Below are 20,909 nucleotides of genomic sequence, written 5' to 3' on the forward strand. Positions count from 1 at the left end.
ACCTATAAGCGCGGGAACCCCTCCCTACCGACGGCAGGAAACACAGCCGGAGTTTTTTTGGGGGTCCCGTGCGAAAGCGCCCGCTGATCGTGGTGGTCCTGGCCGTGCTCGTCCTGGGCGGCGGCCTGGTCGCCTGCGACGAACCGCGTGTCGACGCACTGCACGCGAGCTGCACGACCAAGGACCTGACGTGGAAGGTCACGGTGCTGAAGAAGAAGGCCCGCAGCATGCACCGGGAAGGGCGGCTCTCGGCGGTCAACACCGCCGCGCGCGAATGCGTCTTCCGCGGCTATCCGGACTTCGTGGTGCACGTCGGGAAGGGCCCCGAGGCGGACGGCGTGGGGCAGGGCCGGGCGCGCCCGGTGAGCCTGCCCAGCGGGAAGGGCCTGGTGGTCGATCTGCGCTACCGGGACGCCGAGGCGGGACACCCCGATCCCGCCGACTGTCTGGTCAGCAACGGCCGCGCCGTGGTGGCGGCCCCCCGCGACAACCGCGGGACCGAGGTGCAGGTCCGGGACGAGAAGGGCCGGGAGTCCCGTATGGACGTGTGCGACGACGTCATCCGCATGGCTCCGCCGCGGGCGGCGGCCGGCTGACCGGCCAGCGGACCCGTACCGGCCGGACACCGGCGCTCAGCGCGGGACGCACAACAGCGGCTGGAAGAAGCGGGTGTCGTCCGGCTCGCCGACGGGACGGCCGTCCACCGCGACCCAGGCATGGGCCCGGAACGGCTCCGTCCGCACCCCGGTGCACCACTGCGGCCACCTGCCGTGCAGCCGGCACAACAGGACGGTGGCCACCGAGCGTTGCAGGCAGCCGTTGCCCGCGCAGCGCACGCTGACCGTGACGACGGCGTGCCGGGCGCGGGCGGCCTGCGGCTCGGTGGCGGGGCGGGCGCCGCGCCGCACGAGCTCCAGGACACGGCGGATCGTGCGCGGGGAGCGGGTCGTCAGGACGCGGGCCACGGCCACGCAGCCGAGGGCTGCACAGCGCTCCGCGAAGGACAGCCGCGCGCGGTCGCCGAGGGCGACCGGGACGCTCACGAGGTCACCAGCTTCGCCGACTTGAGCGACTCCAGCAGGGCGACGGCGTCCGCGGCCACCCGGTCGGCCGCCGAGGGATGGCGGCTGCGCAGCTCGTCGGCGGCCGACGCGCAGGTGCCGCCCGCCAGGAGGTGTTCCAGGACGAACGCGCCGGTGTTGTTCATCTGCCAGTAGCGGCCCGTACGGGCGTTGAGCAGCACCATCCCTCCGGGGGTGCGCACACTGCTGACGTGAGGGGCGAGGGCGAACGCCATCGGGCTCAGGCTCCTTCCGTGGCGGGAACGGTGGGGCGGACCGGGACGGGGGGCTGCGCCTCCTGGAGGGAGCGCAGCCAGTACTCGGCCGCCAGGGTGGGGTCGAGGGGCTGCAGGAAGTGGGAGTGCGGCTGGAGCGAGGTGAGGGCCGTGCGCAGCACCTCGGGCCGGATCAGGCCCAGCCCGGCCAGCCGGGAGTCGTCGCAGAGCGCGGACAGGGCCCGGCGGTGCCGGCGCAGGCCCGCGTAGACCTCGGCGCTGTGCTCGCCCTTGGTGCCCCGGGCCCGGACCGCATCCGGCAGGATTCCGCGCACGGCCGCGCTGAGCAGGGGCTTGTACGAGCCGACCGCGACCTGGTCCACGAGGCGGACGGTCAGCGCCGCCTCGATGACGTTGTCGTCCAGGAACGGGGCCTCGAAGGCGACGCCGTGCCGGGCGGTCAGCGCGTCCGCGCCGCGCACGATCTCCCCGGCGCGGGCGGCGGCCCGCAGCGTCTCGTGCTGGGAGCGCAGCGGCGCGAACGGCTCGGGCTGCCCGGCGGCGGCCTCGCGCACCAGGCGGCGGACCGTGGCCACCGCGTCCGGATGCGCCCACGCCGGCATGCTCGGCACGACTTCCCAGTCGGCGCCGCTGTCGCCGGTCCGGACGCCGGGCACGATCCGGTCGGCGCAGGACTCCAGCCACTGGGGGTACGGGGCGCCGCCGAACAGCGTGCGCAGCGTGTCGACGAGCGTCCAGCGGCCGAGGCGGCGGGCCGCGGACGCGCGCCGGGCCGCGGAGCGGAAGTCCGTACGGGCGAGGGAGTTCAGCGCCACCGGGCGGGGGGAGAACAGCTCGTCGCCGCCGACGCCGACCAGGTGGATCCGGGAGCCGCGCGCGGCGACGATCCGGGCCTGGTGGGCGAGCCGGGCGCTCTCCCGGATCACGGCGAGCGGGCCGGCCGGGTCGGCGTGCGCGGGGGGCGGCGGGGTGTACCAGGTGGGCGCGTCGGTGTAGGGCAGCGCCAGGTGTTCGGCCCCCTGGAGCAGGGCCGCGCCGCGGTCGCTCCACACGTTGTCGTCGTTGGACTCGTCGCGGCAGACCCAGGCCGTGGTGATCAGCCGGGTGTCGTCGCGGGCGGCGAGGAAGCACAGGCTGGTCGAGTCCATGCCGCCGGAGAGGTCGGCGCTGAGCGTCGGGTGACGGGTGCGGGCCCGCACCGCCTCGGTCAGCGCGTCCCGTACCACCTCGGCGGCGTCCTCCAGCCACAGGTCGGGCCGCGGGGGGTGCCACCAGCGCGCGGTGCCGTGCCGGCCGTCCGGGCCCAGCGTCAGGCAGTGGCCGGGCGGCAGGGCGTGCACCGCGCGCCACGCCGGGCGGCGGGCGAGCGGGAACGGCGGGAACGGGGTGAGCAGCCGCAGCGCCAGGGTGTCCGCGTCGACCGAGCCGAGGCCCGGCGCGCCGGTGGGCAGGCCGACGGCCGCCGCGTCGCGGGCCAGTGCGGCCAGGTCCTGCGGGCGGTTGCCCGCGACCGTGACGCCGTTGATGCCCGCGTGGTGGACCTGCCGGATCGTCGAGAGGCTGCCCTGGCACCGGAGCCGGGGGCCCATGGCGGCCAGCAGGAAGAAGCTGCCGGGCAGTTCGCGGACCCGGCTGTCCAGGTCGTCCAGGCAGCGCAGCCGGCGCAGCAGCCGGTCCAGGGTGCCGGCGTCGGCCGAGGTCGTGCCGAACAGCAGCAGCCGGTCCGGCCCGGCCTCGGCGGCCACCACCTCGTCATCGGCCCAGTGCCCCATGATCCAGGGGCGCCCGGAGGGGTGGCGCACCGTCCGCACGGTGGGGTCGCGCCGCAGGCACAGGCACAGCGGATCGGTCGCGGGATGGTCGGGGAAGACGACGAAATCCACGATGACTTACCACCCCTGGCGTGCGGTGCGGGCGTGTGGCGGCCGGCCGGCCCGGGGCCGGCGGGGGAGCGGGCGGGCGGGACCGGGTGCGGCGTACCGGTGCTCCGCGGGGCGGCTGGGCCCGCGGGGGCGCCGGGTGGCCGCGCGGTCACACCGGTGGGGGCGGCCCCTGCCGGGACGGACGGTGCGCGCCCGGGCAGGGACCGCCGGACTGGGGGCCGGTACGCGGCGCCCTCGGACCGGAGGTGCGGGGAGGGACGGGCGGAAGGCGTCGGCGGGCCCCGCAGGTGTCACCAGAAGGTGCTGTGGAGACCGCCCCAGCTGTCGGCCAGTTCTCCGGTGAAGCCGAGCGTGCGCTCGGCGAAGTCACCGGCCTCGGCCAGCTCCGGTGGCTCGTACGCGACCGTCTCGTTCGGTTCCGGTGCTTCCCGCATCGGTCGTCCCTTCTCGTGGCGATGCCGCAAGGCGTGAACACATAGCGTGCTCAAGCGATTACGCAGCGCTTTCGGGGAAGATGCTGCCAGCGTCCCTGCCCGCTGCCATTGCCCCTAACGAGTGATGTAGGGGGCGCACGGGGTGCATTGGCGTAACCTCCGGCGGTTGTGCGCCACCGGCGTGCGGTTGGCTCACCGCACGCTCCCGGGCGCGGTGAGAGCAAGGTTTCGCGCCGGTCACGCACCGCCACAGAGGGGAAACGCGCGCTCCCTAGCGTCGCGGTACGGCGACATCCGGGAGCTGGGAGGCGCGATGACAGCCACAGGAACGGCCGCGGGCGGACCCCCGCCCGGTACCCCCGCGCGGGGAGCGGGCCGCTGGATCGAACGGTGGGACCCGGAGGACGAGACCTTCTGGGCGGCGCACGGGCGGCGGATCGCCCGGCGCAACCTCGTGCTCTCCATCGTCTGCGAGCACATCGGGTTCTCCGTGTGGAGCCTGTGGTCGGTCCTGGTGCTGTTCCTCGGGCCGGAGTACGGGATCGACGCGGCCGGGAAGTTCTTCCTGGTGGCGGTGCCGACGCTGGTGGGAGCGGTGCTGCGGGTGCCGTACACCTTCGCGGTGGCGCGGTTCGGCGGGCGGAACTGGACGGTGATCAGTGTGGCGCTGCTGCTGGTCCCCACCGCCGCCGCGGTGTTCGCGCTGCGGCCCGGCACCCCGTACCCCGTCTTCCTGCTGGTCGCGGCGCTGGCCGGGGTCGGCGGCGGGAACTTCGCCTCGTCCATGACGAACATCAACTCCTTCTACCCGCTGCGGAAGAAGGGCTGGGCGCTCGGTCTGAACGCGGGCGGCGGCAACCTCGGCGTACCCGTCGTCCAGCTGCTCGGCCTGCTCGTCATCGCCACGGCCGGCGCGGCGCACCCGCGGCTGCTGCTCGCCGGCTACCTGCCGCTGATCGTGGCCGCCGCGGTGCTCGCCGCGCTCTTCATGGACAACCTGCGGCCGGTGCGCAACGACACCGGCGCCGCCCGGGACGCCGCCCGCGACCCGCACACCTGGATCGTCTCGCTGCTCTACCTCGGCACGTTCGGGTCCTTCATCGGCTACGGCTTCGCCTTCGGCCTGGTCCTCCAGACCCAGTTCGACCGCACGCCCCTCCAGGCGGCCTCGCTGACCTTCATCGGGCCGCTGCTCGGCTCGCTGGTGCGGCCGGTGGGCGGCCGGCTGGCGGACCGTTGGGGCGGGGCCCGGATCACCCTGGTGAACTTCGTGGCGATGGCCGCGGCGACCGGCGTGGTGATCCTGGCGTCCGCGCGGCACTCGCTGCCCGTCTTCCTCGCCGGCTTCGTCGCCCTGTTCGTGCTGTCCGGCCTCGGCAACGGGTCCACGTACAAGATGATCCCGGGCATCTTCCACGCCAAGGCGCTGGCGAAGGGGCTGACGGGGCAGGCGGCGGCGGCCCACGGGCGGCGGCTGTCCGGTGCGGCGATGGGCCTGATCGGCGCGGTCGGCGCGCTCGGCGGCCTGGGCATCAACCTCGCCTTCCGCCAGGCGTTCCAGACGGCGGGGACGGGCACGCCGGCGTTCGTGGCCTTCCTCGGCTGTTACGCGCTGTGCTCCGCGGTGACCTGGGCCGTATACCTGAGGCGTACGACGCCCGCCGGGCCGGTGCCGGCACCTGAGGCGTCCGCGCCCGCGCTCGCGGAAGTGTGACGCGTGGGGCGGCAGGTGCGCACGGCGGTCCGTAACAGCTGGGAAATACTGCGGGAGCGAGCCTGTCACCAGCGGTTGGCAGGCTCGGACCCCCACCGGTGCCCGGCGGCACCGGAGTCAGGACAAGCCAGGGACGGACCATGCACGAGGGCGAGCACGACGAGCGGCGGGACGACGCCGTACAGGACGGCGGTGCGCGGGGCGACGGCGGGCGGGACGGTGGCGCCCGGGACGAGGCGCGGCAGCACGGCGGCCCGGCGCGCGCCGGGGCGGCCGGACCAGCGGATGTACGGCCCCTGGACGGGTTCACGGTCGGGGTGACCGCCGCCCGCCGGGCCGAGGAGCTGGGCGCCCTGCTCGAACGCCGCGGCGCCCAGGTCGTGCACGCGCCCGCGCTGCGCATCGTGCCGCTGCCGGACGACGCGGAACTGCTCGCCGTCACCAAGGATCTGATCGACCGGGCGCCCGACGTGGTGATCGCGACCACCGCGATCGGCTTCCGCGGCTGGATCGAGGCCGCGGAGGGCTGGGGGCTCGGCGCGGCGCTGCTCGGCCGGCTCGGCACGGTGCGGCTGCTGGCCCGCGGCCCCAAGGTCAAGGGCGCCATCCGGGCGGCCGGGCTGGCGGAGGCGTGGTCGCCGGCGTCCGAGTCGCTGGCGGAGGTGCTGGACCGGCTCCTGGAGGACGGCGTACGCGGGCTGCGGATCGCCGTCCAGCTGCACGGCGAACCGCTGCCCGGCTTCGTCGAGTCGCTGCGGGCGGGCGGCGCCGAGGTGGTCGGCGTCCCGGTCTACCGGTGGATGCCGCCCGCCGACCTCGGCCCCGTCGACCGGCTGCTGGACGCGGCGGTCAGCCGCGGCGTGGACGCCATCACGTTCACCAGCGCGCCGGCCGCCGCCTCGCTGCTGCGCCGGGCCGAGGAGCGCGGCATGCGGGACGAGCTGCTGCACGCGCTGCGGCACGACGTGCTGCCGGCCTGTGTCGGACCGGTCACCGCGCTGCCGCTCGAAGCCCACGAGGTGACCACGTACCAGCCCGAACGCTTCCGGATCGGCCCGCTCGTCCAGCTCCTGTGCCAGGAACTGCCGCACCGCGCCCGGCCCTTGACGATCGCCGGGCGGCGGGTGGAGCTGCGCGGGCAGGCCGTCCTGGTGGACGGTGACCTGCGGCCCGTACCCCCGGCGGGCATGGCGCTGCTGCGGGCCCTGGCCCGCCGGCCCGGCTGGGTGGTCTCCCGCGCCGACCTGCTGCGCGCGCTGCCGGGTGCCGGGCGCGACGAGCATGCGGTGGAGACGGCGATGGCCCGGCTGCGCAGCGCGCTGGGAGCGCCGAAGCTCATCCAGACGGTGGTCAAGCGGGGGTACCGGCTGGCGCTGGACCCGCAGGTGGGGGCCAAGTACGGCGACGCGTGACGTACGCATGGCGGGCTCGTGGTGTACGCGTACGGCGGTACCCCGGGCCCGGCCGCCGTCACTCCGGGTTCGTCACCCGGATCTTGGACTGGCCGTGCGGCCGGGTCTCCCAGTCCTCCATGAACCGGGCCTCCAGGCCGTGCTTGCGGGCCAGCGCCAGCAGCGTCTCGGTGCGGTAGTAGAAGTCCTCGCGCAGCACCTGGTGCTCGGTGCCCTCCGTACGGTCGAAGGTGAAGTCGAAGAACCCGCCCGGCGCCAGGATGCGGCCGACGTGCCGGAAGCTCTGGTCGATGACGGACAGCGGCGAGTGGGAGAAGACGCTGTGCGCGTGCACCACGTCGAAGTGCGCGTCCGGCAGGAAGTCGAACGTCAGGTCCTGGCTGATCGTCAGGTGCGGCAGCTTGTCCTGCAGACCGTAGGTGACCAGGGTCCGCTTGGCGGCGATGAGGATGTCGGGGGAGATGTCGATGCCGTAGTAGTTGCCGCTGTCGAGGTGGGCGATGAAGCGCCAGCCCGCCCGCAGGTTGCCGCAGCCGATGTCCAGCATCCGCATGTCCGGCCGCAGGCCGTGCTCCATCAGATAGGTGAACTGCATCTCGCCCAGCGCGAGCCACCGTTCGTGGCTGCGGCTGCCGACCGCCGCCTCCGGGTTGCGGCTGGTGTCGGAGGCCATCACGGCGCGGTAGTACGCGATGTGGTCGGGGTGCTTGATGCGCAGCCAGCTGTCCCGGGCGGTGCGCTTGAGGTACGGCGCGATGCGGGCGGGGTTGTTGACCGCGTAACGGACCTTGTGGGTAAGGCTGGAGCGGTTCTTGAGCAGGGTCTTGGCCGACATGTCCCGGACTATACAACAGCTGTATACATGCGTTGTATAGGCGCTCCGCCGTGCCGTGCGCGGCGGTGCCGAGGGTTCCGGCCCCGGGCCGCGCCGGGCACTCTGATAGGGCAAGCGTTGTCTCCTGGAGAGTGACGGGCACATGGCGGCGCCTTTTGATCTGCGGTTCGACTGCGGGCGGATCTGCCTGGACCTGATGGCCACGACCGGCCGGTCCGCCGAACGCCTGGCCGGTCCCGAACACTTGGCGGCCTGGCTGGTGGGATCGGGCGTCGTCCCCGGCGGTGCCCAGCTCGGCGCCGTGGACCGCGGCTGGGTCGTGCGCTTCCGGGTGCTGCGCGAACTGCTGCACCGCGTCGTCCACGACGAACTGCGCGGCCGGGCCGCCGACGCGGACCTGCGCCTGCTCAACGCGGCGGCCGCCGCAGCGGTGCCGCCCGCCCGCGCCGTACGCGCCGACGACGGCGCCCTGGTCCGGGCGTTCGACGGCCCGCCGGACTGCGCCGGGCTGCTGGCGGCCGTCGCGCGGGACGCGATAGGGATGCTGACCGACGCGGTGGCGCGCGGCCAGCTGCGGCAGTGCGAGGGCGAGCGCTGCTCCCTGGTCTACCTGGACACCTCGCGCGGCCGGCGGCGCCGGTGGTGCTCCAGCGAGGTGTGCGGGAACCGCGAACGGGTGGCGCGGCACCGGCGGCGCGCCACCGGCCGGTCGGGCGGCGCGGCGGTGGACGGGGCACCCGTCGCGGGCATCCGCTGAGTACCGCCCGTACGCGTAACACGCCTGGGCGCGCCGGGAATTCGTCCGAGGGGCCCTGAGTCGGCACCCGTCCGTACCCGTACTGCTGGCTGAAAGGGGCGTCATCCCGCCCGGAATCCGAGATGGGGAGGCCGGCCATGCCCAGGCCCAGCCGCGGACGGCAGGACGAGGAGACCGGCGGTGCGGACGGTGCAGGCGGTGCCGACGATGACGACAGTGACACCGGCGACGCGCGTACGCACTGATACGCATGCGCAGCGAATGTCCGATCCGCGCTATCGACCCGGGAGTTGGCGTGCGCAAGGATGCCGTCGTGGCAGACAGTACGGCGCCGGACGAGGAGCTGATGCGGGCCCTCTACCAGGAGCACGCGGGCCCGCTGCTCGCCTTCGTGCTGCGCCTGGTGGCCGGCGACCGGCACCGGGCGGAGGACGTGGTGCAGGAGACCCTGCTGCGGGCCTGGCGCAACGCCGACCGGCTCCAGCACGCGACCGGCTCCATCCGCCCCTGGCTGGTGACCGTCGCCCGGCGGATCGTCATCGACGGCCACCGCAGCCGCCAGGCCCGGCCCCAGGAGGTCGACGCCGCCCCCTTGGAATCGATGCCGGCCGCCGACGAGATCGACCGGGCCCTGCGCCTGATGACGATCACCGAAGCGCTCGGCGACCTCAGCACCGCCCACCGGGAGGCCCTGATCGAGACCTATTTCAAGGGACGCACCGTCAGCGAGGCGGCCGAGGTGCTGCGCGTGCCGGCCGGGACCGTCCGGTCCCGTGTCTTCTACGCGCTGCGCTCCCTGAAGCTCTCGCTTGAAGAACGAGGAGTGACGGCGTGATGCGGCCCACCGAGCCCGTGGAACACACCGACGTCGGCGCCTACGCGCTGGGCGTCCTGGACGCCGCCGAGGCGGCCCGCTTCGAGGAGCACCTGGCCGACTGCGACCGGTGCGCCGCCGAACTCGACGGCCTGATGGGCCTGCCGCCCCTGCTCGCCGACGCCAAGGAGGCCGCGCCCGACCCGGCGGCGGTCGCCGCGGTCCCCGGACCGGGCGTCCTGGAGGGCCTGCTGGCCCAGGCCGGCGCGGCACGCCGGACCCGGCGCCGGCGCCGCCTGTGCCTGGTCGCCGCCGCCGCGGTGCTGGTCGCCGGCGGACCGCTCGCCACGTACGCGCTGACCTCGCAGGACACCGACGAGGGCGCCGGGCACCCGGCGAGTTACGCCCGCACGATGTACGAGCACGGCGAGAAGGCCGGCACGGTCGACCCGGTGACCAAGGTCGCCGCCAGCGTCTCGATGGAACGCAAGCCCTGGGGCACCCACGTCGCCCTCAAGCTGGCCAACGTCAAGGGCCCGATGACCTGCGACCTGGTCGCGGTCGGCAAGAGCGGTGCCGAGCAGACCGTGACGACCTGGGCGGTGCCCCCGGGCGGCTACGGCCTCGAGGACGGCGCCGCCAAGTGGAACAAGGAACCCCTCTACACGCACGGCGGCTCGGCCATGAACCGCTCCCACATCGACCGCTTCGAGGTCCGCACGCTGGACGGCAGGCGGCTGGCCGAGATCAAGGTCTGACGACCGGCCGCCGGCCGTCCGGAGAGATCCGGACCCCGGTCGGCACCCACCCCTCCTCGTATCGGGGCGCACCCCTGCCCGTAACCGAACGGAGCCGCTGATTCCGCCCGGGCCGCCCGCCCGTGCTGCCCGGTTTGCTCCCGTCCGGTGGCGATTTCGTCCTTTGGGCCAGGTGCGCCCGGTGCCCGGTTCGCGTACGGTTGACGGCTGCCCTACGCACAGAAGAAGGGGGCCTGGGTGGCCGCGCAGAATGCCACGCACGCGCCGGACTCCGTCGACGACGCACTGCCGGACAGCACACGCGACCGCGAGATCGCGTCCGAACAGGAGCACCTCGACCGCGTCTACCAGCGTCTTGAGGAGAAGATCCACGAGGCCGAGTTCCTCATGGACGACGCCGCCAAACGCGGCCAGGTCGGCACGCCCGGCGCACTCGCCGAGCGGGACGCCCAGGTCTTCCAGGCCGGCGCCCACCTGAACCGGCTCAACTCCGAGTACGAGGACTTCCTCTTCGGCCGGATCGACCTGCTCCTGGGCAAGGACGGCAAGAAGGGCCCGGACGGCGCGTACACCTCGGTCGAGCCCGCCGACGGCGCCGTCACCGACGGCCGCGCGGAGATCGCCGAAACGCTGCACATCGGCCGCCTCGGCGTCCTGGACGCCGACTACAGCCCGCTGGTCATCGACTGGCGCGCCCCGGCCGCCGCCCCCTTCTACCGGGCCACCCCGGTCGCCCCCGGCCGGGTCGTACGCCGCCGGGTCATCCGCTCCAAGGGCCGCCGCGTCCTGGGCGTCGAGGACGACCTGATGCGCCCGGAGATCACCGCGACGCTGAACGGCGCGGAGCTGCCCGCGGTCGGCGACGGCGCGCTGATGGCCGCGCTGGGCCGGGCCCGCAGCCACACGATGCGCGACATCGTCGCCTCCATCCAGGCCGAGCAGGACATGGTCATCCGGGCCCCCGCCGCCTCCGTCACCGAGGTCGAGGGCGGCCCCGGCACCGGCAAGACCGCGGTGGCGCTGCACCGCGCCGCCTACCTCCTCTACCAGGACCGCCGCCGCTACGCGGGCGGCATCCTCATCGTCTCCCCGACCCCGCTGCTCGTCGCGTACACCGAAGGCGTCCTGCCGTCCCTCGGCGAGGAGGGCCAGGTCGCCATCCGCGCGCTGGGCTCCCTGGTGGACGGTGCCGAGGCCACCGCCTACGATTCCCCGGCCGTGGCCCGTATCAAGGGCTCCAGCCGGATGCAGAAACTGCTGCGCAAGGCGGCGCGCGGGGCCCTGGAGATGGCCGGTGCGGCGTCCGCGGGGGCCGCCGCCTCCGCGCCGGCCGGCGGCCAGCTCGCCTTCGGCGAGGAGGACGAGGAGCCGGCGGCCCCCGTCGGCCCGCCGGACCGGCTGCGGGTGGTCGTCTTCGGCGCCCGTATCGAACTGGACTCCGAAGCGCTGCACCGCATCCGGCAGTCCGCCCTCGGCGGCACCGCGCCGGTCAACCTGCTGCGCCCGCGCGCCCGCCGCCTCATCCTGGACGCCCTCTGGAGCAAGTCCGGCGCGGCCAAGCGCTACACGGACCCCGAGCTGGCCGCCGAAGCGCGCCAGGCGTTCGACGAGGACATCACCACCGAACCGGATTTCCAGGAGTTCCTGGACGCCTGGTGGCCGGAGCTGACCCCGCGCGGCGTCCTGGCCGCCATGGCCGACGAACGCCGGCTCGGCCGCTGGGCGCGCCGGGTGCTCAACCAGCGCGAGGTGCGCAGGCTGGCCCGCTCCCTCGGCCGGCTCGGCGCCGACGGGCAGGGGCCGCTGTCGGTGCACGACGTGGCGCTGCTGGACGAGCTCCAGCTGATCCTCGGCGCGCCGCCGCGGCCCGCCAGGCCGCGCGAGGCCGACCCGCTGGACCAGCTCACCGGTCTGGAGGAGCTGAGCACGTACGCCGACCGGATGTCGGGTGGCGGCCGCGGCAGACGCGAGCGCCTGGAGGAGGAGCGGACGGACTACGCCCACGTCATCGTCGACGAGGCGCAGGACCTGACGCCCATGCAGTGGCGGATGGTCGGCCGCCGCGGCCGGCACGCGACCTGGACGGTGGTCGGCGACCCGGCGCAGTCGTCCTGGTCCGACCCGGACGAGGCCGCCGTCGCCCGCGACGAGGCGCTGGGCACCCGTCCCCGCCGCCGCTTCACCCTCACCGTCAACTACCGCAACCCGGCCGAGGTCGCGGAGCTGGCGGCGCGGGTGCTGGCGCTGGCGATGCCGGGCATGACGGCGCCGGAGGCGGTCCGCTCCACGGGCCTGACGCCGCGCTTCGTGGTCGCCGACGAGGGCGACCTGGCCGGTTCCGTACGGGCCGCGGCCCAGCGGCTGCTGGACGAGGTGGACGGCACGGTCGGCGTCGTGGTGGCGATGGACCGGCGAGCGGAGGCCCGCCGCTGGCTGGCGGGGCTGGGCGACCGGGTGGTGGCGCTGGGCTCGCTGGAGGCCAAGGGCCTGGAGTACGACGCGACGCTGGTGGTCTCGCCCGCCGAGATCGCCGACGAGTCGCCGGCCGGGCTGCGGGTGCTGTACGTGGCGCTGACCCGGGCCACCCAGCAGCTGACCGTCCTGTCCGGCGCGCGGGACGAACCGGATGAGCACGGGGTTCCGGACCTGCTCAGGGACTGACACACCGGGGCGGCCGGGGCGTGCGCCGGAAGGGACGCGCCCGGCGGGAAAAGAAGGTTCCGGGACGGGATTCGCTTCGAGGGTTGGTTTGTTAGCCTTGGTGGTGGCACCGGCCCGATCCAAGCCCCCGGGCCCAACCATAGTCGCTGCGAGCGACCACTTGCCGCGAGGCGAGCATGGCGGGTCGGTGTCACTGAAGCACCCCGACGGGCGCCTTCCGAGCACATCGGAAGGCGCCCGTCGCCGTTCGCGCGCTGTTCATCCGCGGTTGGCGGTCAGGTCTTCCGTCCGACCGCAACCTCTCGTATGGTGGAAAAGTCTTTCCGGAGGAGCCGTCTGGTTGCGGTGCTGGTTACCGTGTACCGGCTGGTAGGTGGGACGATCGGTCCTCGCGCTCCGGCCCGGTCCCGCCGCGGACCCCGGAGCGGCGCGCAGAGAGAAACAAGGGAAAGCAGAGGAAGTCGGCCATGGCAACGGCGCCCAGCGTCTCGTATTCGATGACGGTGCGGCTGGAGGTTCCCGCGAGCGGTACGGCGGTCAGCCAGCTCACCACGGCCGTGGAGTCCTCCGGCGGCTCCGTCACCGGCCTCGATGTGACCGCCTCCGGCCACGAAAAGCTCCGCATCGACGTCACCATCGCCGCGACCTCCACCGCCCACGCGGACGAGATCGTCGAGAAGCTCCGCGGCATCGAGGGCGTCTCGCTCGGCAAGGTCTCCGACCGTACGTTCCTGATGCACCTCGGCGGCAAGATCGAGATGCAGTCCAAGCACCCCATCCGCAGCCGTGACGACCTGTCCATGGTCTACACCCCCGGCGTCGCCCGGGTCTGCCAGGCCATCGCCAACAACCCCGACGACGCCCGCCGCCTGACCATCAAGCGCAACAGCGTCGCGGTCGTCACCGACGGCTCCGCCGTCCTGGGCCTGGGCAACATCGGCCCCAAGGCCGCGCTGCCCGTCATGGAGGGCAAGGCGGCCCTGTTCAAGCGCTTCGCCGGCATCGACGCCTGGCCGCTGTGCCTGGACACCCAGGACACCGACGCCATCGTGGAGATCGTCAAGGCCATCGCCCCGGGCTTCGCGGGCATCAACCTGGAGGACATCTCCGCGCCCCGCTGCTTCGAGATCGAGGCCCGGCTGCGCGAGGCCCTGGACATCCCGGTCTTCCACGACGACCAGCACGGCACCGCCATCGTGGTGCTCGCCGCGCTGACCAACGCGCTGCGCGTGGTGGGCAAGAAGACCGAAGACGTACGGGTCGTCATGTCCGGCGCCGGGGCGGCCGGCACCGCCATCCTCAAGCTGCTGATCGCGGCCGGCGTCCGGCACGCCGTCGTCGCCGACATCCACGGCGTGGTGCACGCGGGCCGCAAGGACCTGGTCGACGCCGACCCCGACTCGCCGCTGCGCTGGATCGCCGACAACACCAACCCGGAGGGCGAGACCGGCACCCTGAAGGAGGCCATCGTCGGCGCCGACGTCTTCATCGGCGTCTCCGCGCCGAACGTCCTCGACGGCGACGACGTGGCCAAGATGGCCAAGGGTGCGATCGTGTTCGCACTCGCCAACCCCGACCCCGAGGTGGACCCCGCGATCGCGCGGCAGACCGCCTCCGTCGTGGCCACCGGCCGCTCCGACTTCCCGAACCAGATCAACAACGTGCTGGTCTTCCCGGGCGTCTTCCGCGGCCTGCTGGACGCCCAGTCCCGTACGGTGAACACGGACATGATGCTGGCCGCGGCCGGCGCGCTGGCCGACGTCGTCCTGGATGACGAGCGCAACGCGAACTACATCATCCCCAGCGTCTTCAACGAGAAGGTCGCGGGCGCGGTGGCCGGTGCGGTGAAGGAGGCCGCGAAGGCCGCCGGGGAGGCTGTGACGGCCGCCACGACGGCCTGACGTCCGGCGCGTCGCGTGACACCGGGCCCGCGGGGCCCCCATAGGGTGGCGGGCAGCAAACGGCCGCCGCCCTGCGGGGCCGGCCCGGTGAGGCACGGTGCGGGACGTCACCACTATGAGGCAGTGGCGCTTTTCGTGTGACCCTCCTGGGTGCCGGATTGGCTTTACCGCCGCAGGTGGGGGCAGGATGCGTACCCGGGCGCGAGGGTCTGTCAGCAGACCCGGGTCCGGGCACCGTCCAAGGGCCCTGGCAGCATCGGCTTCGATCTCACGCCTCATTGGCAAGAAGAACACGGGAGTACAAACATGAACCGCAGTGAGCTGGTGGCCGCTCTGGCCGACCGCGCCGAGGTGACCCGCAAGGACGCCGACGCCGTTCTGGCCGCGCTCGCCGAGACCGTCGGCGAGGTCGTCGCCAAGGGCGACGAGAAGGTCACCATCCCCGGCTTCCTGACCTTCGAGCGCACCCACCGTGCCGCTCGCACCGCGCGCAACCCGCAGACCGGCGACCCGATCCAGATCCCGGCCGGCTACAGCGTGAAGGTCTCCGCGGGCTCCAAGCTCAAGGAAGCCGCCAAGGGCAAGTAAGCCGCCGGGGGCCCGACGGCCCCGGTGATCAAAGGCGTGCGGGCGGCCGTCCCCTCGGGGGACGGCCGCCCTTTGCGCGTCCGGAGCCCGGGGCGGGCCCCAGAAGGGCCGGAAACGGGGCCTGTGGGGCCCTTGTGCCGCCTGTTGCTCTACAGGCCCGTAGAGACCGTTCAGGGCCCACGGGGGGGCGGAGGGTGGGCCGTATGGGGGACGGATGGATATGGGGGGCGGGTACGGGACGCCTCTGGCCGGGGCGTCCGGGGGTACGGGGATGGGGACGAGCGGCCTGTGCCCGGGACGGCCGGACTTCTCCGTGGCCGGGAACGTGGCCGCTTGCGCTTCTCCGTAATCCGGGAACGTCGGCCGCCCGCGCCGCCCTGAACCGCGGCGGTTCCGCGCCCCGTCGCACCCGCAATCCACCGACGCCCGGGCGGCCGACCGGCCCCGCCCACAAGGCCCCCATTCAACAATTCACGCAAGCAAACAAGCGGCCATCCGGGTGCCTGCGCGTACGCAGCGGAAGGGGCGGCCACCCACCCGGGTGGCCGCCCCTTCCGCCGTCAGCTGTCTCGCGCTGCCCGCGCGCCGGTCAGGCGCTCGCCGCCCCGTTCGGCAGCTCCACGTGCGCTCCCAGGCTCACGAGCTTCTCCATGAAGTTCTCGTAGCCGCGGTTGATCAGGTCGATGCCGTGCACGCGGGAGGTGCCCTGCGCCGCGAGGGCGGCGATCAGGTACGAGAAGCCGCCGCGCAGGTCCGGGATGACCAGGTCGGCGCCCTGGAGCTTGGTCGGCCCGGACACCACCGCCGAGTGCAGGAAGTTGCGCTGCCCGAAGCGGCAGGCGCTGCCGCCCAGGCACTCCCGGTAGAGCTGGATGTGCGCGCCCATCTGGTTGAGCGCCGAGGTGAAGCCGAGCCGGGACTCGTACACCGTCTCGTGGACGATGGACAGGCCGGACGCCTGCGTCAGGGCGACCACCAGCGGCTGCTGCCAGTCGGTCTGGAAACCGGGGTGCACGTCGGTCTCCAGGGCGATGGCGTCCAGCGAGCCGCCCGGGTGCCAGAAGCGGATGCCCTCGTCGTCGATCTCGAAGGCGCCGCCGACCTTCCGGTAGGTGTTCAGGAAGGTCATCATCGAGCGCTGCTGCGCGCCGCGCACGTAGATGTTGCCCTCGGTGGCCAGCGCCGCGGACGCCCAGGAGGCCGCCTCCAGGCGGTCCGGGAGGGCGCGGTGGTTGTAGCCGCCGAGCTTGTCGACGCCGGTGATCCGGATCGTCCGGTCGGTGTCCATGGAGATGATCGCGCCCATCTTCTGGAGTACGCAGATCAGGTCCTCGATCTCCGGCTCCACGGCCGCGTTCGACAGCTCGGTGACGCCCTCCGCCAGGACGGCGGTCAGCAGCACCTGCTCGGTCGAGCCGACGGACGGGTACGGCAGGCGGATCTTGCAGCCGCGCAGCCGCTGCGGGGCCTCCAGGTACTGGCCGTCCGCCCGCTTCTCGATGGTCGCGCCGAACTGGCGCAGCACGTCGAAGTGGAAGTCGACCGGCCGGCCGCCGATGTCGCAGCCGCCCAGGCCCGGGATGAAGGCGTGGCCGAGGCGGTGCAGCAGCGGGCCGCAGAAGAGGATCGGGATGCGCGAGGACCCGGCGTGGGCGTCGATGTCGGCGACATTGGCGCTCTCCACGTGCGACGGGTCGAGGATCAGCTCGCCCGCCTCGTCGCCGGGACGCACCGTGACGCCGTGCAGTTGCAGCAGGCCGCGTACGACGCGTACGTCGCGGATGTCGGGCACATTGCGCAGTCTGCTCGGGCTGCTGCCGAGCAGCGCGGCGACCATGGCCTTGGGCACGAGGTTCTTCGCGCCGCGAACCCGGATCTCGCCCTCCAGCGGGGTGCCGCCGTGGACAAGCAGTACGTCGTCGGTAGAGACGGTCATGGATCTCGCGTTCCTGGAGACGGACAGGGGGCCAAGGGGAAATGGTAAGGGCGGCGGAGGGGTTGCCCGTAGGCCGGAGCGGGCCTGAGGCGTGTAATGGCTTTGTCACAACACCCTGCGCTACCGTCCGCCTTTGTTCTGTAATCGACATTCGGGGCGGTCCGTGCGGGTACGTCCCGGTGTGCCGTCCGTGGTGCGGAACCGTGCGCCGGGGCTGCCGTCGTACGCCCTGCGCTGCTCTCGTGCGGGTCCCGCTGTTGACTCCCCGCCGCGGTGCGAAGTGCGGGATCATGTCTGCATGACCGAGGTGTCCTCGCTCACCGGCCGGCTGCTCGTCGCCACACCGGCGCTCGCCGACCCGAACTTCGACCGCGCGGTGGTGCTCCTGCTCGACCACGACGAGGAGGGGTCCCTCGGCGTGGTCCTCAACCGCCCGACGCCCGTGGGCGTCGGCGACATCCTCGAACCGTGGGCGTCCCTGGCCGGCGAGCCCGGCGTGGTCTTCCAGGGCGGCCCGGTCTCCCTGGACTCGGCCCTCGGCGTGGCCGTGGTGCCGGGCGGCCCGGAAACGCCGGAGAGCGCGTCGACCGGCGACGGACCGCTGGGCTGGCGCCGTGTGCACGGGGCGATCGGCCTGGTCGACCTGGAAGCGCCCCCGGAACTGCTCTCCACGGTGCTCGGCAGCCTGCGCATCTTCGCCGGGTACGCGGGCTGGGGCCCCGGCCAGCTGGAGGACGAGCTGGTCGAGGGCGCCTGGTACGTCGTCGAGTCCGAACCGGGCGACGTGTCCTCCCCGGACCCGGAACAACTCTGGCGGGCGGTACTACGACGCCAGCGAAACGAATTGGCGATGGTGGCGACGTATCCGGACGACCCGTCCTTGAACTGAGGCATCGGGGGGCGCGCGGGCCGGGTTTCGCCCCGGGGCCGGAGCCCCGCCCCACGTCCCCTTGGGGGGCCGGCCGTACCGACCACCCGCCCGGCCCCTACTCCCGCCCTTCCCCACCCATCCCGAAGAACCGTTCCGCCAGGGGGTGGGCGCCGCGGGTGGGCAGGACCAGGCGGACGGTCACCGGCGGGGCGTTCTTCAGGCGTACGAAACGGATGCCCGGGTGGGTGTGCCGCTCGGCCACCGCCTGCGGCGCCACGCCCACCCCGTGTCCGGCGGCGACCGCCTCCAGCCACTCGTCGAAGTTGTCCGCGGTGCAGGCGAGTCGCGGGCGGCGGTCCGCGGGCCACAGTTCGGGGCGGGTGCTGCCGGTGACGGTGTTGACCACGAGCGGGTGGTCCGCCAGCTCGCCCCAGTCCAGAACGCGGCGGCGCGCCAGGGGCGTGGCAGCGCCGAGCCGGCCGACGGCGGCGACCCGCGGCTCGTACAGCAGCACCCGAGTACGGACATCCGCGTCCGGCGGGGCGTCCCCGCGCAGCACCGCGACGTCCGACTCGCCGGTGTCCAGCCCGGCCAGCGGCGTGTCCCGGCGCACCAACCGCACCCCGGCCCCGGTCGCCGCCTCGAACGCCGCGGTCAGCTCGGCGCAGGCGGCGGGCAGCAGCGAGGTGAAACCGAGCCGCAGCACGGGCTGCCCACCGGGCGCACGCAGCGCGGCGGCCAGCCGGGGCAGCAGCGGCGCCAGCTCGGCGTAGAGCCGCCGGCCGTCCTCGGTCAGCTCGACGCGCCGGGTGGTCCGGTCCAGCAGCCGGGTGGCAAGGGTCTCCTCCAGGGCCCGTACGGTCCTGGTCAGCGCGGGCTGCCCGACCCGCAGCCGATCTGCGGCGTACGTGAAACTGCGCTCCTCGGCGACGGCCATGAAGGCCCGCAAATGCCGGAGTTCGACCCCATCGAGCCCATCAGCACCACGCGGCCCGGCCGGCACCGGCCCCGCCCCCACCGTCTCGTCCACGCCGTCTCTCCACCTCTCCACCGTCCGCCGGAACGGTTCCGCACCCGCCCGCGCTCATCCACGCCCGCTTCCGCCGGGCAAGCATGCCTCTGTACGGGCCACCTTTGCGCGGGCCACCTTCCCGAACATCCGGAGGACGCGTGCACTTCCCGACCGGTCGGGCCGGTTGTTCAGCCCAGCCCCTTCTCGATGGCTACAAAATGTCCGCGTCGTAAACGGCCCCAGGGCGTCGCGCTCCCACTGCGGCTGTGCATCACGATGCGAAGTGCTCTGGGCGCGCCGCTCCATGAGTGTGCGCCCGGCGTCTTCCATTCATTCTTCGCGAGCATGAATCACCCCTCCATCGCATTTCCCCCACCATCCGGAGACTGCCTACGTTTCCCGCCGACGGACGTGAACCGGAGAACAGAGGAGTTGACGGCGGTGCGCAAGGTCTGGCTGCTGGCGTTGGGGGCGTTCGCCCTGGGGCTGGATGCTTATGTGATGGCGGGGTTGCTGCCCGTCGTCGCCGGTGATCTCGGGACCTCGGTGTCGCTGGTGGGGCAGATGGTGACGGTGTTCACGCTGTCGTACGCGATTGCCGCGCCGTTGGTCGCGGGGGTGCTGGCGGGGGTGCGGCCGCGGGCGGTCATCCTGGTCGCGCTGGCCGTCTTCACCGTGGGCAACGCGGTCACCGCCCTTGCCCCCGCGCTGGGGGCGCTGCTCGCCGCCCGGGTCGTCGCGGGGGCCGGGGCGGGGGTGTACGCAGCGTTGTCCACGGCCGCCGCCTCGGCGCTGGTGCCGGCCGAGCGGCGCGGGCGGGCGCTGGCGCTGGTCATGGGCGGGATGAGCACCGGCACGGTGCTCGGTGTGCCGGTGGGGGTGCTGCTGGCCGGGCACGCGGGCTGGCGGTCCACGATGTGGCTGGTCACGGGGCTGGGGGCGGCCGCTCTGGTGGGGCTGGCGACGCTGCTGCCGTCGGTGCCCGCCGATCCGCCGGTGCCGGCGCGGGCCCGGCTGGCCGCCGTTACCGACCGGGAGGTGGCGCCGATCGTGGGCGTCTCGTTCCTGGCCGCTGTGGCGAGTCTGGGGCTCTATACGTATCTGGCGCCGGTCCTCGGCTCCGCGGGCGGCGTGGGGGAGGTCGCCCCGTATCTCTGGGCGTGGGGGATCGGCGGCGTGCTGGGCAGCATGGTGGCCGGTCCGCTGGTGGACCGTACGGGGAAGGCCGGGGCCCTGGTCGGCGGGGTGCTGGTGACGGTCGCCGCCGCGCAGGCCCTGCTGCCGCTGCTGGCCTCCGCCGCGCTGCCGGGCGCGGCGGCGGTGCTGGTGCTGTGGGGCGCGGCGGGCTGGGCGCTCCAGGTGCCGCAGCAGCACCGGCTGCTCGCCCTGCGCGACGACCGCGGCACGGTCGCCCTCGCGCTGAACAACTCCGCCCTCTACCTGGGCAGCGCGGTCGGCTCCGCGCTGGGCGGGCTGGCCCTCGCGGCGGGGGCCGAGGGGTACGCGCTGCCCTGGGCCGCGGCCGGTGTCGCGGCCCTCGGGCTCGTCCTCCACCTGTGGGCGGGCCGCCGCTCCCGGCCCGCCGCGCGCGTCGGTACCCTTGGCGGTTATGAGCACTCTTGAGCCCGAGCGCGGGGCAGGTACGGGGACCCTCGTAGAGCCGACGCCGCAGACGTCGCACGGCGACGGCGACCACGAGCGCTACGCCCACTACGTCCAGAAGGACAAGATCATGGCGAGCGCGCTCGACGGCACCCCCGTCGTCGCCCTCTGCGGCAAGGTCTGGGTCCCGGGCCGCGACCCGAAGAAGTACCCGGTCTGCCCCATGTGCAAGGAGATCTACGAGTCCATGGGCGCCGGCGGCGACAAGGACAAGGGCGGTAAGGACGGCGGCAAGAAGTAGCCCCCGCGGAGCCGGTGCCCCTGCGGCGCCGCCCCCCGTCCGCCCTGCGCGTGTCCGGCCCGTTCCCGTACGAGGAGCGGGCCGTACGCGTCCGGTGCCGCGCAGCACCGAGGCCCGGTCCCCGTGCGGGGGC

19 protein-coding genes are annotated in these 20,909 nt (G+C 73.8%); 12 read left to right on the plus strand and 7 right to left on the minus strand.

Annotated elements, in window-relative coordinates; translation table 11 throughout:
* The first annotated feature begins 68 nt into the window (after positions 1-68).
* Positions 69-596, plus strand: a complete 528-nt coding sequence (locus tag ACH4FX_RS35310; protein ID WP_398485544.1) for a DUF4232 domain-containing protein — start codon at positions 69-71, stop codon at positions 594-596.
* Positions 597-632: 36 nt separating this feature from the next.
* Here ACH4FX_RS35310 and ACH4FX_RS35315 read toward each other — a convergent pair whose 3' ends face one another.
* The 4 genes from ACH4FX_RS35315 to ACH4FX_RS35330 form a co-directional block, all read right to left on the minus strand.
* On the minus strand, positions 633-1,043 hold the full coding sequence (locus tag ACH4FX_RS35315; RefSeq protein WP_398485545.1) for a lasso peptide biosynthesis B2 protein: 411 nt from the start codon (positions 1,041-1,043) through the stop codon (positions 633-635).
* Positions 1,040-1,297 (minus strand): lasso peptide biosynthesis PqqD family chaperone, encoded by a 258-nt coding sequence (locus ACH4FX_RS35320; RefSeq protein WP_398485546.1) that lies wholly within the window; start codon positions 1,295-1,297, stop codon positions 1,040-1,042. Before ACH4FX_RS35320 ends, ACH4FX_RS35315 begins: the two co-directional genes overlap by 4 nt.
* A 5-nt stretch (positions 1,298-1,302) precedes the next feature.
* Positions 1,303-3,180, minus strand: coding sequence for an asparagine synthase-related protein (locus ACH4FX_RS35325; protein ID WP_398485547.1), 1,878 nt, complete (start codon positions 3,178-3,180; stop codon positions 1,303-1,305).
* 290 nt (positions 3,181-3,470) lie between these two features.
* On the minus strand, positions 3,471-3,614 hold the full coding sequence (locus ACH4FX_RS35330) for a lasso RiPP family leader peptide-containing protein (RefSeq protein WP_398485548.1): 144 nt from the start codon (positions 3,612-3,614) through the stop codon (positions 3,471-3,473).
* 313 nt (positions 3,615-3,927) lie between these two features.
* Here ACH4FX_RS35330 and ACH4FX_RS35335 point away from each other — a divergent pair, with 313 nt between their 5' ends.
* Together ACH4FX_RS35335 and ACH4FX_RS35340 are read left to right on the plus strand one after the other, a co-directional pair.
* Entirely contained in the window at positions 3,928-5,328 is a 1,401-nt protein-coding gene (locus tag ACH4FX_RS35335; protein ID WP_398485549.1) for a nitrate/nitrite transporter, read from the plus strand.
* Positions 5,329-5,468: 140 nt separating this feature from the next.
* A complete protein-coding gene (locus ACH4FX_RS35340; protein ID WP_398485550.1) occupies positions 5,469-6,740 on the plus strand; it encodes a uroporphyrinogen-III synthase in 1,272 nt (423 codons plus the stop codon).
* A gap of 58 nt (positions 6,741-6,798) precedes the next feature.
* On the opposite strand, the gene ACH4FX_RS35345 is transcribed toward ACH4FX_RS35340, so the two are convergent.
* Positions 6,799-7,575: a class I SAM-dependent methyltransferase gene (locus ACH4FX_RS35345; RefSeq protein ID WP_398485551.1), complete on the minus strand. Its 777-nt coding sequence runs from the start codon at positions 7,573-7,575 to the stop codon at positions 6,799-6,801.
* Positions 7,576-7,717: 142 nt separating this feature from the next.
* Here ACH4FX_RS35345 and ACH4FX_RS35350 point away from each other — a divergent pair, with 142 nt between their 5' ends.
* The 6 genes from ACH4FX_RS35350 to ACH4FX_RS35375 all read left to right on the plus strand — a co-directional run bounded on the left by ACH4FX_RS35350 (position 7,718) and on the right by ACH4FX_RS35375 (position 15,054).
* A complete protein-coding gene (locus ACH4FX_RS35350) occupies positions 7,718-8,332 on the plus strand; it encodes a CGNR zinc finger domain-containing protein (protein WP_398485552.1) in 615 nt (204 codons plus the stop codon).
* Between the two features lie 250 nt (positions 8,333-8,582).
* Positions 8,583-9,167 carry a sigma-70 family RNA polymerase sigma factor gene (locus tag ACH4FX_RS35355; RefSeq protein WP_398485553.1) on the plus strand — a complete coding sequence of 195 codons (585 nt, stop codon included), beginning with the start codon at positions 8,583-8,585 and terminating at the stop codon, positions 9,165-9,167.
* Complete coding sequence (locus ACH4FX_RS35360; protein WP_398485554.1) at positions 9,167-9,904, plus strand: zf-HC2 domain-containing protein; 738 nt, start codon at positions 9,167-9,169, stop codon at positions 9,902-9,904. Before ACH4FX_RS35355 ends, ACH4FX_RS35360 begins: the two co-directional genes overlap by 1 nt.
* 237 nt (positions 9,905-10,141) lie before the next feature.
* On the plus strand, positions 10,142-12,565 hold the full coding sequence (locus ACH4FX_RS35365; protein WP_398485555.1) for a HelD family protein: 2,424 nt from the start codon (positions 10,142-10,144) through the stop codon (positions 12,563-12,565).
* 467 nt (positions 12,566-13,032) lie between these two features.
* Positions 13,033-14,466, plus strand: coding sequence for an NAD-dependent malic enzyme (locus ACH4FX_RS35370; protein ID WP_398485556.1), 1,434 nt, complete (start codon positions 13,033-13,035; stop codon positions 14,464-14,466).
* Positions 14,467-14,772: 306 nt separating this feature from the next.
* On the plus strand, positions 14,773-15,054 hold the full coding sequence (locus ACH4FX_RS35375) for an HU family DNA-binding protein (protein ID WP_004571953.1): 282 nt from the start codon (positions 14,773-14,775) through the stop codon (positions 15,052-15,054).
* Between the two features lie 589 nt (positions 15,055-15,643).
* Here ACH4FX_RS35375 and murA read toward each other — a convergent pair.
* Positions 15,644-16,990 carry a UDP-N-acetylglucosamine 1-carboxyvinyltransferase gene (murA, locus tag ACH4FX_RS35380; protein ID WP_398485557.1) on the minus strand — a complete coding sequence of 449 codons (1,347 nt, stop codon included), beginning with the start codon at positions 16,988-16,990 and terminating at the stop codon, positions 15,644-15,646.
* Between the two features lie 298 nt (positions 16,991-17,288).
* Here murA and ACH4FX_RS35385 point away from each other — a divergent pair, with 298 nt between their 5' ends.
* Entirely contained in the window at positions 17,289-17,879 is a 591-nt protein-coding gene (locus tag ACH4FX_RS35385; RefSeq protein ID WP_398485558.1) for a YqgE/AlgH family protein, read from the plus strand.
* Positions 17,880-17,976: 97 nt separating this feature from the next.
* On the opposite strand, the gene ACH4FX_RS35390 is transcribed toward ACH4FX_RS35385, so the two are convergent.
* The gene (locus ACH4FX_RS35390) at positions 17,977-18,891 is read right to left on the minus strand and encodes a LysR family transcriptional regulator (RefSeq protein ID WP_398485559.1); all 915 of its coding nucleotides are present in this window, start codon (positions 18,889-18,891) and stop codon (positions 17,977-17,979) included.
* 393 nt (positions 18,892-19,284) lie between these two features.
* Between ACH4FX_RS35390 and ACH4FX_RS35395 the strand changes: the two genes are divergently transcribed.
* Together ACH4FX_RS35395 and ACH4FX_RS35400 are read left to right on the plus strand one after the other, a co-directional pair.
* Positions 19,285-20,496 carry an MFS transporter gene (locus tag ACH4FX_RS35395; protein WP_398485560.1) on the plus strand — a complete coding sequence of 404 codons (1,212 nt, stop codon included), beginning with the start codon at positions 19,285-19,287 and terminating at the stop codon, positions 20,494-20,496.
* Positions 20,483-20,776 (plus strand): DUF3039 domain-containing protein, encoded by a 294-nt coding sequence (locus tag ACH4FX_RS35400; protein WP_030184509.1) that lies wholly within the window; start codon positions 20,483-20,485, stop codon positions 20,774-20,776. The genes ACH4FX_RS35395 and ACH4FX_RS35400 overlap by 14 nt, the downstream gene beginning before the upstream one ends.
* Positions 20,777-20,909: the final 133 nt, after the last annotated feature.

This window comes from Streptomyces sp. NPDC018019 (genome assembly GCF_044327805.1).
Taxonomy (GTDB): domain Bacteria; phylum Actinomycetota; class Actinomycetes; order Streptomycetales; family Streptomycetaceae; genus Streptomyces.